The sequence below is a fragment of the Micromonospora sp. NPDC047812 genome (genome assembly GCF_040704175.1).
Classification (GTDB): Bacteria; Actinomycetota; Actinomycetes; order Mycobacteriales; family Micromonosporaceae; genus Micromonospora.
The window spans coordinates 756617-770432 of sequence record NZ_JBEYRY010000002.1 but is presented as its reverse complement, the minus strand read 5'-3'; the positions used below and the strand labels follow the sequence as shown (position 1 = coordinate 770432).

The following is a 13816-nucleotide window of genomic DNA, read 5'->3' as shown; positions in this document are numbered from 1 at the left end:
TGCTGAGCTGGGCGGGTAGGCTCGCCGGTCGGGCACCCACACCCCCGGGTGCCGGACGGCCGCCCGGACCGGGCCGGCCACGACCGTGCCGCTGACCCACGAGGTACGACGGCGAGGAAGTGCAGCCATGATCAGTGTTTTCGATCTCTTCAGTGTCGGCATCGGGCCGTCCAGCTCCCACACGGTGGGGCCGATGCGGGCCGCCCGTACCTTCGTCGCGGGCCTGAAGGCCGACGGGTTGCTGGCCGGTACCGTCCGGGTGCGGGCGGAACTGTTCGGCTCGCTCGGCGCGACCGGGCACGGCCACGGCAGCGACCGGGCGGTGCTGCTCGGGCTGGCCGGGGAGGCCCCGGAGACGGTCGACACCGACGCGGTGGACGGGCGGGTCGCCCGGATCCGTGCCGAGGGGCGGCTGGGTCTGCTCGACGCGCACGAGATCGACTTCGATGCGGACCGCGATGTGGTGCTGCACCGGCGCCGGTCGTTGCCGTACCACCCGAACGGGATGACCTTCGTGGCGTACGACGACCGGGGCGTGGAGCTGCGGGTGCGGACGTACTACTCGGTCGGTGGTGGTTTCGTGGTGGACGAGGCGGCGGCCGGGGCGGACCGGATCAGACCCGACGCCACCCGGGTGCGGCATCCGTTCCTCACCGGCGCGCAGTTGCTCGGCGTGACCGCGTCGACGGGGCTGTCGATCAGTGGGGTGATGCTCGCCAACGAGCTGTCCTGGCGCAGCGAGGGCGAGGTGCGCGCCGGTCTGCTGGAGATCTGGCGGGTGATGCGCGAGTGCGTCGAGCGGGGCTGTTCGCGTGACGGGGTGCTGCCGGGTGGGTTGAGGGTCCGCCGTCGCGCCGCCGAGTTGCGCCGCAGTCTGGAGACGGAGTCCGACCCGGCCGATCCGCTGCGGGCGATGGACTGGGTGACCCTCTTCGCCCTGGCCGTCAACGAGGAGAACGCCGCCGGCGGCCGGGTCGTCACCGCGCCCACCAACGGGGCGGCCGGCATCATCCCGGCGGTGCTGCACTACTACACGCGGTTCGTGCCGGGCGCCTGCGAGGAGGGCGTGGTGCGGTTCCTGCTGGCGGCGGGTGCGATCGGGGTGTTGTTCAAGGAGAACGCGTCGATCTCCGGCGCCGAGGTGGGCTGTCAGGGTGAGGTGGGCTCGGCCTGTTCGATGGCCGCCGCCGGGCTGGCCGAGGCGTTGGGCGGCACCCCCGAGCAGGTGGAGAACGCCGCCGAGATCGGCATGGAGCACAACCTCGGGCTGACCTGCGACCCGGTTGGTGGTCTGGTGCAGATCCCCTGCATCGAGCGCAACGCGGTGGCTAGCATCAAGGCGATCACGGCCGCCCGGCTGGCGCTGCGCGGCGACGGGGTGCACCACGTCTCGCTGGACAAGGTCATCAAGACCATGCGCGAGACCGGCGCGGACATGAAGGTGAAATACAAGGAGACGGCGCGCGGCGGACTGGCCGTCAACGTGATCGAGTGCTGAGGGGGCGTTCGTTCCGCGACTGCTAGCCTGTCGTCCGTCCGGTCAGGCGGGAGGCGGCGGTGACCTCTGGCGTCGCGGCGTTGTGGTCGCACCGCGCCTCGCTGCGCCTCCTCGTCCGGCGCGACCTCGCCGTGAAGTACCAGCAGTCCGTGCTCGGGTACCTCTGGTCGCTGATCGAGCCCCTCGGCATGGGGGCGATCTACTGGTTCGTCTTCGGCGTCCTCTACTCCCGCGACACCAACCGCCACCTCGGTGACGCGGCCGACTCGTACCCGCTGTTCCTGCTCACCGGGATCTTCGCCTGGATGTGGACCAGCTCGGCGCTGAGCGAGGCGACCAACGCGCTGACCGGCCAGGCCCGGCTGATCACGACGATGAACCTGCCCCGGCAGGTCTTCCCGATCGGCCGGGTCACCGGCCGCTTCGCCGAGTACGCCGCCGGCCTGCCGATCCTGATCGCCGTCGCCGTCGGGTACGCCGCGTCCGGCCGGGTCGGGCCGGGCTGGTCGCTGCTGGCCCTGCCGCTCGCGGTGGCGGTGCAGGCCGTCCTGCTGGTCGGGCTGGCGCTGCTGCTCTCGGCGGTCAACGTGCTGATGCGCGACGTCGAGCGCTTGATGCGGCTGGTCATCCGGGTGCTCTTCTACGCCACCCCGATCATCTATCCGCTGAGCCTCGTGCGGGACGCCGACCTGCCGGGCTGGCTGAAGGTCGCCTACGAGCTGAACCCGCTGGTCGGCATCTTCCAGCTGCACCACGCGGTCTGGTACCCGGACGAGTTCCCGGACGCCCGCCTGCTCGCCACCGCCGTCGGCGTCAGCCTGCTGGTGCTGGCCGCCGGCTGGTGGTCGTTCCGCCGGCTCGAACCCGCCGTGCTCAAGGAACTGTAGGGATGGCCGATCCGATCATCGAGGCGGAGGGGCTCGGCATCCGGTTCGTCCGCAACCGGCGGCGGCAGTTGCGGCTGCGGGAGCTGTTCATCCACCGGGGGCGGCGCGCCGCGACCGACGACGGCCGGTTCTGGCCGCTGCGGGACGTGTCGTTCTCGGTCCGGGCCGGGGACACCGTCGGCGTGGTCGGCCGCAACGGCACCGGCAAGAGCACCTTGCTGCGGCTGATCGCCGGCGTGCTCATCCCCGACGAGGGCCGGATCCGGGTGCGCGGGGACGTCGCGCCGCTGCTGGAACTCTCCGCCGGGTTCTCCAACGACCTGACCGGGCGGGAGAACCTCCACCTGGTCGGCGGCCTGCACGGACTGTCGTCGGACTACCTGCGGCGGCACTTCGACGACATCGTCTCGTTCGCCGGTGAGCAGGTGGAACGGGCCGTCGACACGTCGGTGCGGCACTACTCGTCCGGCATGAAGGTCCGGCTCGGCTTCGCCATCATCTCGCACCTGCCGCACCCGATCCTGCTCATGGACGAGGTGACCGCGGTCGGGGACGAGGAGTTCCGCAAGAAGTGTTATGCGACGATCGACCGTCTGCTCGGGGAGGGGCGCACTCTGGTGCTGGTGTCACACAACGAAAAGGACCTGACCCGGTTCTGCCGTCGGGGGCTGTACCTCGACGGGGGCCGGGTGGGCGTCGACGGCACGATCGCCGAGGCGCTGCACGCGTACCACGTCGCGGTTCCGCGGTGACGCTCGCGATCGTGCTCGCCGCCGACGCCCCGGCCGCGAGCCTGCCGACCCGCACGGGCGAACGCCTCGCCGACCGGCTGGCCGACCAGCTCCGTCGCGCCGGGGCGGACGAGGTGCGCCACGCCGCCGACCTGGACGAGCTGGCCGCCCTCGTCGACGCGGCCACGCACCCGGTGCTCGTCACCGGCGCCGACCTGGTCGCGCACACCGCCGTACTGCGGCACCTGGCCACCAGCCCCGTCGGGCCGACGGTCGCCCTGGTGCTCACCGACCCGCCCGGCGACGGCCACACGGCCGTGCGCGAGGAGCGCGGCCAGGTGGTCGGGGCCGGGCCGCCGGAGGCGCTGGACGGCGGGGCCACCGGCGTGTTCGGCGGCGCGCTGCGGGTCGGCGTCGACGACCTGCCGTCGCTCGCCGCCGCCGCGCGCGCGGCCGCCGGGGCACCGCCGGTCGCCGGGCCCGCCGTGGACCGGCTCTTCGCCGACCTCGCCGGGCGCGGCGTGCTGACCTTCGCCCAGCGCGTACGCCTGCTCGTGGCGCACCGGGTGGGCGACCCGGCGGGGCTGGCCGCGGCGGAGGCGGCCGTGGCCGCCGTCGACGAGGACCGGGCCGAGCTGAAGCTCTCGGTGAAGGAGCGGGACGACTTCTTCACCACCTTCTTCGTCAGCACCTGGTCGCCGTACGTGACGAAGGCGTCGGCGAAGCTCGGGCTCGGCCCGACCGCCGTCACGATGATCTCGGTGGCCTTCGCGGTGGCCGCCGCCGTGCTCTTCGGCACCGGCGGCCGGCTGGCGCTGGTCGCCGGGGCGGTGCTGCTCTACCTCGGCTTCTTGCTGGACTGCGTGGACGGCCAGCTCGCCCGCTACACCCGGCACTTCAGCGCCTGGGGCGGCTGGCTGGACACGATGGCCGACCGGGCGAAGGAGTACGTGGTCTACGCCGGCCTCGGCTACGGGGCCACCCAGGCCGGTTTCCGGTACGGCTGGGCGCTGGCGATCGCCGCGATCACCCTGCAGACCGTCCGACACATGACGGACACCTGGTACGGCGTGCTGCACGACGAGGCGGCCCGCCGGCCGAAGGCGGTCGGCACCTCCGGCGGCGGCATCGGCGACAAGCTGAACGCCGCCTCCAACCGGGTGCAGGCCGACACGGGTTCGGTGTCGTACTGGCTGAAGCGCACGGTGGTCTTCCCGATCGGGGAGCGGTGGGCGCTGATCGCGATCACCGTGGCGCTGTTCGGCCCGCTGGTCAGCCTGTACGCGGTGCTGGCCTGGGGGGTGCTGGCCTTCGCCTACACCGGGGCGCTGCGCACGCTGCGGGCCCGCTGGATGCGGGTGCCGGTGCTGGACACGGTCGACGCCGGCCTGCACCGCGACGACGGGCCGCTGGCCCGGCTCCTGCCGGCGCTCCGGCCGGTGGGGCCGCTGACGCTGGCGGTCGTCGCGGCGTTGGGCCCGGCGGCGCTGCTGGTGGCGGCGCTGCTGACCCGCGACGGGGCGGCGGGCCTGCGGTGGGCGGTGCCGGTCGCGCTGCTGGTGCTGCTGGTCGCCGGTCTGGGCGCCGGCGCGGCGCACGCCGGGCCGCTGGACTGGCTGGTGCCGGCCGCGCTGCGGGCGGGGGAGTACCTCTTCGCCATCGCGGTGGGGGTGGTCGGCGACGTGCCGCCGTGGCTGGTCTTCGGGTACGTCTTCGTGCTGACCCTGCACCACTACGACCTGACCGCGCGGCTGGAGAAGCGGCAGTCCGCCCCGCCGCTGCACGGCGGCACGCTGGGCTGGGAGGGCCGGTCGGTGCTGCTGGCCCTGGCGGCGATCGTCGGTTTTGCGGGTATCGGGATGGCTACACTCGGTACGTACCTTCTCGTGGTTTTCGTGGGGAGTGTCGCCCTCGCCTGGGTCGTCCTGCCCGCCCGCGCCGCGCGGGCGTCGGTGGGCCTGGTCGGCGCGGGAGGTCGCTCGCCGGGCTGACGACAGGGGCCGGCCGATGACACTGATCAGCTTCGTCGTGCCGGCCTACCGGGTGCAGGGCTACCTGCGCGAATGCCTGGACTCCATCCTCGGGCAGCCCGTCGCCGACATCGAGGTGATCGGCGTCGACGACTGCTCACCGGACGACAGCGGCGAGATCCTCACCGAGTACGCGGCCCGCGACCCGCGGCTGCACGCCGTCCGGCTGACGGAGAACGTCGGGCTCGGTCCGGCCCGCAACATCGGGCTGGACCGGGCCGCCGGGGAGTACGTCTGGTTCGTCGACGGCGACGACTGGCTCGCCCCCGAGTGCCTCACGGAGGTGGTCGGGCGCCTCCGCGCCACCCGCCCCGACGTGCTCCTGGTCGACCACGTCCGGACGCACTGGAACAACGCCACCAGCCGCAGCGCGATGGCGGAGGTGTTCCCGGAGCCGCCCGGCGAGGAGACCTTCCGGCTGCGGGAGCGGCCCGAGACGCTGCGGCTGCTGCACACCGCCTGGAACCGGCTGGTCCGCCGGCAGTTCCTGCTCGACGAGGGGCTGCGCTTCGCCCCCGGCTGGTACGAGGACGTCTCGTTCAGCTACCCCGTGCTGATGGCCGCCGAGCGGATCGGCGTGCTGGACCGGGTCTGCGTCAACTACCGGCAGCGCCGCACCGGGGCGATCACCAGGACCAGGGGCGAGCGGCACTTCGAGGTCTTCGACCAGTGGCACCGGGTGTTCCGGCTGATGGACGCCTGGGGGCCGGCGGTCGACGACCTGCGCCCCGCGCTGTTCGAGCGGATGATCTGGCACTACCTGAGCGTGCTCGGCAACGGGGAACGGATCGACCCCGGGCTGCGGCCGGCCTTCTTCGCCCAGATCACCGCCGACCACGCGCGCTGGCTGCCACCCGGCGGCTATCCGGCGCCGGCCGGCGCGGAGGGGCTCAAGCACCGACTGGTGGCCGCGGGCCGCTGGCGTACCTTCAGCGCGCTGCGCACCGCCTACCGCGCGCGGGACGTCGCCCGGCGTACCGCGCGGAGCGCGAAGCGGCGGGTCGCGCCCCCGGCCCGGCACGCGGCGCGGCTGGCCCGGGACGCCCTGCTGCGGGAGTACTACCGGGCCGAGCTGCGCCGGCCGGTCGACCCGACGCTGGCCGTCTACGCGGCCTACTGGTACCGCGGGTACTCGGACAACCCGGCGGCCGTCTTCGAGGCGGCCCGGCGGCTGGCGCCGGAGATCCGCGGGGTGTGGATCGTCCGGCGCGACCGCGTGCACACCGTGCCCGAGGGCGTCGCCTACGTGGTCGCCGGGACGCCCGCGTACTACCGGGCGCTGGCCCGGGCGCGCTGGCTGGTCAACAACGTCAACTTCCCGGACTTCGTCCGTAAGCGGCCGGGAACGGTGCACGTGCAGACCCACCACGGCACGCCGGTGAAGGTGATGGGGCTCGACCAGCAGCGGTACCCGGTCGGCGCGGTCGGGATGGACTTCGCCGGGCTGCTGCGCCGGGTGGACCGCTGGGACTACAGCGTCAGCGCGAACAGCTTCTCCAGCCAGATGTGGGAGCGCGCCTACCCGGCCGCGTACACCACGTTGGAGGTCGGCTACCCGCGCAACGACCGGCTGGTCACCGCGACCGCCGAGGAGGTGCTCCGGCTGCGTGCCGGGTTCGGCCTCGGGCCCGGCGACCAGGTCGTCCTGTACGCCCCGACGCACCGGGAGCACCTGCCCGGCTACCGGCCGCCGTTCGACCCGGAGCGGCTGCTCGACGTGCTCGGCCCGACCGGCCGGCTGCTGATCCGCAGCCACTACTTCCACGACCGGGACCGACGCGCCCGGCGCCCCGCCGAGCGGGACCGGGTACGCGACGTGAGCGGCCATCCGCACGTGGAGGACCTCTACCTCGTCGCGGACGTGCTGATCACGGACTACTCCTCGGCGATGTTCGACTACGCCGTGCTCGACCGGCCGATCGTCGTGTACGCCCCCGACTGGGAGGCGTACCGGCTGGCCCGCGGCGTCTACTTCGACGTGACCGCGGAGCCGCCGGGCGCGGTGGCCACCAGTTTCGCCGACCTGCTCGACCTGTTCCGCGCCGGCGGGGTCGACTCGGCGGCGGCGCGCACGGCCCGGCAGCGGTTCCGGGCCCGGTTCTGCGCGCTCGACGACGGCCACGCCGCCGAGCGGGTGGTCCGTCGGGTCTTCCTCGGCGAGCCGGCCACGGCCGGCCGGCCGGCGCGGGGAGCCGGCGCGCTGGCCCCGGCGTCGCCGACGGGAGGCGGACGCCGCTGACGGTGGGCTCGTCCCGCCGAATGGGCGTCACAGGGCCGTCACAAGCCGAACATGGCACGTTTACCCGATGTGCGAACCGCATGATCCTCGTCACAGTCATTCGGGGTTCGGCCGACGAGGTAGGGGGAGGGCACGGTGACAACCGTCGCGCTCAAGGACGTCACGAAGGTGTTCAGGGACGGCACCCTCGCCGTCGACAGCGTCAATCTCGACGTCAACGACGGCGAGTTCATGGTGCTGCTCGGCCCGTCGGGCTGTGGGAAGTCCACGGTGCTGCGGATGGTGGCGGGGCTGGAGGACCCGACGTCGGGCGCGGTGATGCTCGACGGCGAGCTGGCCAACGACCTGCCGCCGCGCGACCGGAAGATCGCCATGGTCTTCCAGGACTTCGCGCTCTACCCGCACATGACCGTCGGCGACAACATCGCCTTCCCGCTCAAGCTGGCCGGGTTGGAGCCCGAGCCGCGTGGCGAGCGGGTCACCGACGTGGCCAGCGCGCTCGGCATCGGCGACGTACTCGGCCGCAAGCCCAGCCAGCTCTCCGGCGGGCAGCGCCAGCGGGTCGCGATGGGCCGGGCGATCGTGCGCCGCCCGGGCCTGTTCCTGATGGACGAGCCGCTGTCGAACCTCGACAGCGGGCTCCGGGCCGAGCTGCGCGCGGAGATCTCCGGCCTGACCCGGGAGCTGGGCGTCACCACCATCTACGTCACCCACGACCAGGCCGAGGCGCTGACCATGGCCGACCGGGTCGCCATCATGCGCAAGGGCGTGCTCCAGGACGTCGGCACCCCCACCCAGGTGTACGGCCGCCCGGCCACCCTCTACGTGGCCGCGTTCCTCGGCAGCCCGCGGATGAACCTGCTGGAGGCCTCGGTCTACGTCCACCTCGACCGCTACGTCACCCTCACCCTCGGCGACCAGGCGCTGCACCTGCCGTGGGACGACATCCGCAGCCGGGCGGTCGCGCACTACCACGGTGAGCGGATCGTGGTCGGGATGCGGGCCGAGGCGCTGACCCCGGTCACGCCGGACACCCAGGGCGCCGTGTTGCACGGCCGCATCCGCTACCTGGAGCACCACGGGCACGAGTCGCTCGCCTTCCTCGACATCGGGGCCACCGCGATCGTGGTGGACGAGATGGGCACCCGGGCCGAGGCGCCCACCGGCCAGCGCGGGCTGCGCCGCTTCGGGCAGGTGATGCAGCGGCTCACCGGGCGCGCCGCCGAGGAGGAGACCGCCCCGGTGGCCGCCACCCGCACCAGCGTGCTCAACGACCCGGGCCGGCACCACCGGCGTCCCGCCGAACTCGCGGTCCGGCTCGCGCCGTACCCGGGGATCGCCGCGGGTCACCCCCTGGCCGTCTCCGTACGCATGGACGCGCTGCACTTCTTCGACGAGCGCGGCGACCGGATCGACGTGGGCTGGCGCTGACGGGGCGGTCCTTGCCGGGAAAGTTACCGGCTAGTAACGTCGGGCCATGACCATCGACTCGCGCCAGGTGGCGGCCGGCATGCTGGAGGCTGTGCCGTTCGCCCGTACGCTCGGCATCGAATTCGTCGAAGTGGCCCCCGAGGCGGAGGGCGGGGTACGGGTGACCGTCCGGCTGCCCGACTCGCCGGCCACCCACAACCACGTCGGCGGCCCGCACGCCGGGGCCATGTTCACCCTCGGCGAGACCGCCTCCGGCGCGGTCGTGCTGGCCGCGTTCGGACATCTGCTCGACCGGGCCACGCCGCTGGCGGTGCGGGCCGAGATCGCGTACCGGAAGCTGGCCATGGGCGCAGTCCGGGCCACCGCGCGCCTCGACCGGCCGGTCGCCGAGGTGGTCGCGGAACTGGAGTCCGGCCGCCGGCCGGAGTTCCCCGTCCAGGTGGAGATCGCCACCGAGGAGGGCAAGCCGACCGGCGGGATGACCGTGGTCTGGACGCTGCGCCCGAACTGAGCCGGGCGGCAAGCGGACCGAAAGCGGTTTGCGGGCACGGAGGTCTGGATAGATTCGTACCGTGTTGGGCCTGCCTGCTCACGTGACCGCCTGTCTCTTCGATCTGGACGGTGTGCTGACGCAGACCGCCCGGGTGCACAACGCCGCCTGGACCGAAACCTTCGACGGCTTCCTGCGCCGCCACGCCGCCACCACCGGCGGGGAGTTCCGTCCCTTCGACCCCGGGCCGGACTACAACCGCTACGTCGACGGCCGGCCGCGCGCCGACGGGGTACGCACCTTCCTCGCCTCCCGGGGCATCGTGCTGCCCGAGGGTTCGCCCGACGACCCGCCAAACGCCGACACCGTCAACGGGGTCGGCAACAGCAAGAACGTGCTGCTGCTGGAGCGGCTGCGCACCCACGGCGTGGACGTCTACCCGGGCTCCGTCGCGTACCTGGAGGCGGCGGCCGCCGCCGGCCTGCGCCGGGCGGTCGTCACGGCCAGCGCGAACGGCCGGGAGGTGGTCGCCGCCGCCGGGCTGGAACCGCTGCTGGAGGCGCGGGTGGACGGGATCGTCGCCCGCGCCGAGGGGCTGCGCGGCAAGCCCGAGCCGGACACGTTCCTGGCCGGCGCGAGGCTGCTCGGGGTCGACCCGCGCAACGCCGCCGTTTTCGAGGACGCCCTCGCCGGGGTCGCCGCCGGCCGCGCCGGCGGGTTCGGGTACGTGATCGGGGTGGACCGGGTCGGCCAGGCCGCCGAGCTGCTGGCCCACGGCGCCGACGTCGTGGTCACCGACCTCGCCGACCTGCTCGAATCCGGACGACCCACGTGATCCGGGAACGGGCCTATCCGGTCGAGCCGTGGCACGTCCGGGAGACCCGGCTGGACATGGACGTCCTGGCCCAGTCCGAGTCGGTCTTCGCCCTCTCCAACGGGCACGTCGGGCTGCGCGGCAACCTCGACGAGGGAGAACCGCACGGCCTGCCCGGCACGTACCTCAACTCCTTCTACGAGCTGCGCCCGCTGCCGTACGCCGAGGCCGGCTTCGGGTTCCCCGAGTCCGGCCAGACGGTCGTCAACGTGACCAACGGCAAGCTGATCCGGCTGCTGGTCGACGACGAGCCGCTCGACGTCCGCTACGGCGAGCTGCTCGCCCACGAACGGGTCCTCGACCTGCGCGCCGGCACCCTGCACCGGGAGCTGCACTGGCGCTCCCCGGCCGGGCGCGAGATCAAGGTCCGCAGCACCCGGCTCGTCTCGTTCACCCAGCGCGCCGTCGCCGCGATCGACTACGAGGTCGAGGCGGTCGACGGCCCGCTGCGGCTGATCCTCCAGTCGGAACTCGTGGCGAACGAGGCGCTGCCCGCGCAGAGCCGGGATCCACGCGTGGCGGCCGTGCTGGAGTCGCCGTTGCAGGCCGAGGAGGAACTCACCACCGCCGACGGCGGGTTGCTGATCCACCGGACCAAGGTCTCCGGGCTGCGGGTGGCCGCCGCCATGGAACACGAGGTGTACGCCCCGGGGCGCACGACCAGCCAGTCCGAGGGGTACGAGGACTGGGTGCGTACCACGATCGGGTGCGTGCTCCGGCCCGGCGAGACGCTGCGCGTGGTCAAGTACCTCGCGTACGGGTGGTCGAGCCGCCGGTCGCTGCCGGCGATGCGCGACCAGGTTGAGGCCGCCCTGACGGGGGCGCGGCTCGACGGCTGGGACGGGCTCCGCCGCGAACAGCGCGAATACCTCGACGAGTTCTGGGACGCCGCCGACGTGGTGGTGGAGGGCGACCCGGAGATCCAGCAGGCCGTCCGGTTCGGCATGTTCCACGTCCTCCAGGCCGGCTCCCGGGCCGAGCGGCGGCCCATCGCCGCGAAGGGACTGACCGGTCCGGGGTACGACGGGCACGCGTTCTGGGACACGGAGATGTTCGTCCTGCCGGTGCTCACCTACACCCAACCGGCCGCCGTGCGGGACGCCCTGCACTGGCGGCACGGCACCCTGGCCGCCGCGCAGGAGCGGGCCCGGACGCTCAACCTGGAGGGCGCGGCGTTCCCCTGGCGCACCATCGAGGGACCGGAGTCGTCGGGGTACTGGCCGGCCGGCACCGCGGCCTTCCACATCGCGGCCGGCGTCGCCGACGCGCTGCGGCGCTACGTCCAGGTCACCCAGGACACCGATCTGGAACGGGAGATCGGGCTGGAACTGCTGGTGGAGACCGCCCGGCTGTGGCGGTCGCTGGGCCACCACGACCGGCACGGCCAGTTCCACATCGACGGGGTCACCGGCCCCGACGAGTACACGGCGGTGAAGAACGACAACATCTACACCAACCTGATGGCGCAGCGGAACCTGATCAGCGCGGCCGAAGCGGTGATGCGCTACCGGGACGAGGCGTTCCACCTCGGCGTCACCGACGAGGAGGCGGCGGCCTGGCGGGACGCGGCGGCGTCCATGCACATCCCGTACGACGAGGAGATCGACGTCCACGAGCAGGTGGAGGGCTTCACCCGGCTCCAGGAGTGGGACTTCGCGCACACGCCGCCGGAGAAGTACCCGCTGCTGCTGCACTACCCGTACTTCGACCTCTACCGCAAGCAGGTCGTCAAGCAGGCGGACCTGGTCCTGGCCATGCACTGGCGCGGCGACGCCTTCACGCCGGAGCAGAAGCTGCGCAACTTCCTGTACTACGAGCGGCGTACGGTGCGCGACTCGTCGCTGTCGGCGTGCACCCAGGCGGTGCTGGCCGCCGAGGTGGGCCACCCCGAACTGGCGCACGTCTACCTGCGCGAGGCCGCGCTGATGGACCTGCACGACCTCAACGAGAACACCCGCGACGGCGTGCACATGGCCTCGCTCGCCGGCGCATGGATCGCCCTGGTGGCCGGGTTCGGCGGGCTGCGCGACCACGACGGCAACCTCTCCTTCGCGCCACGGCTGTCCAGCCGGCTCGAACGGCTGGAGTTCTCGCTCCAGTGGCGCGGGATGCGGCTACGGGTCGACGTCCGGCCGCACCAGACCACGTACGCGCTGCGCCACGGCGACCCGGGCGACATGCTGGAGTTGCGGCATCACGGTGAGCCGGTCCGGGTCACCTGCGAGGAGCCCGTGACGATGCCGATTCCCGCGGCGGAGGTGTCGGGCCCGGCCCCGGAGCAGGCCCCCGGCCGGGCTCCCCTGCTCCGCCTGCCGGAGAGCGAGCCGTGACCGACCGCCGGCCCGCCGTCGACGACGGCGGGCCGGCGGCGCAGGGTCCTGTCACGGGCGGCCGGCGGTGCCGGTCGGCGTGGGCCCGTGCGGTGACCGGCGGCCCGATGGTGCCGGTCGGCGTGGCCCGCGCGGTGCCGGTCGGCGTGGGCCCGTGCGGTGCCGGTCGGCGTGGCTCGCGCGGTGCCGATCGGCGTGGCTCGCGCGGTGACCGGCGGCCGGCGGGGTCGGTCAGAGCGGCCTGCCCTGTGACGGGCGGTCGGCCGCGTCGCGGGGCGCCATCGCCCTCGGGTCGTCGGCCGTGCGCGCCTGGGCGGCGTCGTCCGCCCAGTCCCGGCCGCGTTCGGTGTCCTGTTCCCGCCGGTCCCGGTCGGTGGTCTGCTGCCGGGTCTCTCGCTGCTGCTGCGCCATGGCGATCCTCGCGATCCGTCGGGGCGCGGTTGCGCCGGTACGGTCTGCGGTCACCCGCCGCCTACCCGGGCCCTCCGGCGACAAACGCCGGGGGCGCCGGGGCCGCTTGCCGGCGCCGGGGACGGGTATGCGGCCGGAACGGGGGACGACCGAGGACGTACGGAGGCGAGATGGACGTGCGCAGTAGTGCGGTGGCGATCCCGGCGGGGGACGCCGAACTCCCGGCCGACCTGCTGGTCCCGGCGGACCCGGCCGGCGTGGTGCTCTTCGCGCACGGCAGCGGCAGTTCCCGGCACAGCCCGCGCAACACGGCCGTGGCGCACGTGCTCAACCGCAGCGCCCTCGGCACCGTGCTGGTCGACCTGCTGACGCCGGCCGAGGACCAGGTGGATGCCCGGACCGCCGAGCTGCGCTTCGACATCCCCCTGCTCGCCCGTCGGCTCGCCGCGATCGTGGACTGGCTGGCGGCGGAGCGACCCCTCGGCGCGGTGCCGATCGGGCTGTTCGGGGCCAGCACCGGGGCCGCCGCCGCCCTGGTGGCGGCCGCGGCCCGACCGGACCTCGTCGGCGCGGTCGTCTCCCGGGGCGGCCGTCCCGACCTGGCCGGCGCCGCCCTCGACCAGGTACGCGCGCCCACGCTGCTGCTGGTCGGCGGCCTGGACGAGCAGGTGATAACGCTCAACGAGCAGGCGCAGGAGGCGCTGCCGGACACGGCCGAGCTGACGATCATCCCGGGGGCGACCCACCTATTCGAGGAGCCCGGCACCCTGGAACAGGTGGCCCACAGCGCCGCCGACTGGTTCACCACCCACCTCCCCACCCCCCACTGAGAACCCCGCCCGCCCTCCCGCCCTCCCGCCCTCCCCTCCCCACGTGCGGTGATCATGAGGTTTGC

General features: G+C 73.6%; 11 protein-coding genes. 10 read left to right on the top strand and 1 reads right to left on the bottom strand.

The genetic code is table 11. The annotated features are described in order from the left end of the window. Positions 1-127: 127 nt before the first annotated feature. The 9 genes from AB0883_RS11305 (at position 128) to AB0883_RS11265 (ending at position 12510) form a co-directional block, all read left to right on the top strand. Positions 128-1498, top strand: coding sequence for an L-serine ammonia-lyase (locus tag AB0883_RS11305; protein ID WP_366641098.1), 1371 nt, complete (start codon positions 128-130; stop codon positions 1496-1498). A 59-nt stretch (positions 1499-1557) separates the two neighbouring features. Next, positions 1558-2385 carry an ABC transporter permease gene (locus tag AB0883_RS11300; protein ID WP_366641097.1) on the top strand — a complete coding sequence of 276 codons (828 nt, stop codon included), beginning with the start codon at positions 1558-1560 and terminating at the stop codon, positions 2383-2385. A 2-nt stretch (positions 2386-2387) separates the two neighbouring features. After that, positions 2388-3137, top strand: a complete 750-nt coding sequence (locus AB0883_RS11295; protein WP_121396978.1) for an ABC transporter ATP-binding protein — start codon at positions 2388-2390, stop codon at positions 3135-3137. Between the two features lie 41 nt (positions 3138-3178). Further along, a complete protein-coding gene (locus tag AB0883_RS11290; RefSeq protein ID WP_366641704.1) occupies positions 3179-5107 on the top strand; it encodes a DUF5941 domain-containing protein in 1929 nt (642 codons plus the stop codon). Positions 5108-5123: 16 nt separating this feature from the next. Next, complete coding sequence (locus AB0883_RS11285; RefSeq protein ID WP_366641096.1) at positions 5124-7385, top strand: bifunctional glycosyltransferase family 2 protein/CDP-glycerol:glycerophosphate glycerophosphotransferase; 2262 nt, start codon at positions 5124-5126, stop codon at positions 7383-7385. Between the two features lie 135 nt (positions 7386-7520). Further along, entirely contained in the window at positions 7521-8816 is a 1296-nt protein-coding gene (locus AB0883_RS11280) for an ABC transporter ATP-binding protein (RefSeq protein WP_366641095.1), read from the top strand. Between the two features lie 46 nt (positions 8817-8862). Continuing rightward, positions 8863-9327 (top strand): DUF4442 domain-containing protein, encoded by a 465-nt coding sequence (locus tag AB0883_RS11275; protein WP_366641094.1) that lies wholly within the window; start codon positions 8863-8865, stop codon positions 9325-9327. A 61-nt stretch (positions 9328-9388) separates the two neighbouring features. After that, positions 9389-10141, top strand: coding sequence for an HAD-IA family hydrolase (locus AB0883_RS11270; protein ID WP_366641093.1), 753 nt, complete (start codon positions 9389-9391; stop codon positions 10139-10141). Then, the gene (locus AB0883_RS11265; protein WP_366641092.1) at positions 10138-12510 is read left to right on the top strand and encodes a glycoside hydrolase family 65 protein; all 2373 of its coding nucleotides are present in this window, start codon (positions 10138-10140) and stop codon (positions 12508-12510) included. The genes AB0883_RS11270 and AB0883_RS11265 overlap by 4 nt, the downstream gene beginning before the upstream one ends. A 231-nt stretch (positions 12511-12741) precedes the next feature. Here AB0883_RS11265 and AB0883_RS11260 read toward each other — a convergent pair whose 3' ends face one another. Next, positions 12742-12921 (bottom strand): hypothetical protein, encoded by a 180-nt coding sequence (locus tag AB0883_RS11260; RefSeq protein WP_132231888.1) that lies wholly within the window; start codon positions 12919-12921, stop codon positions 12742-12744. A 170-nt stretch (positions 12922-13091) separates the two neighbouring features. On the opposite strand from AB0883_RS11260, the gene AB0883_RS11255 reads away from it, so the two are divergent. Next, a complete protein-coding gene (locus AB0883_RS11255) occupies positions 13092-13751 on the top strand; it encodes an alpha/beta fold hydrolase (protein ID WP_363620813.1) in 660 nt (219 codons plus the stop codon). Positions 13752-13816 lie beyond the last annotated feature (65 nt).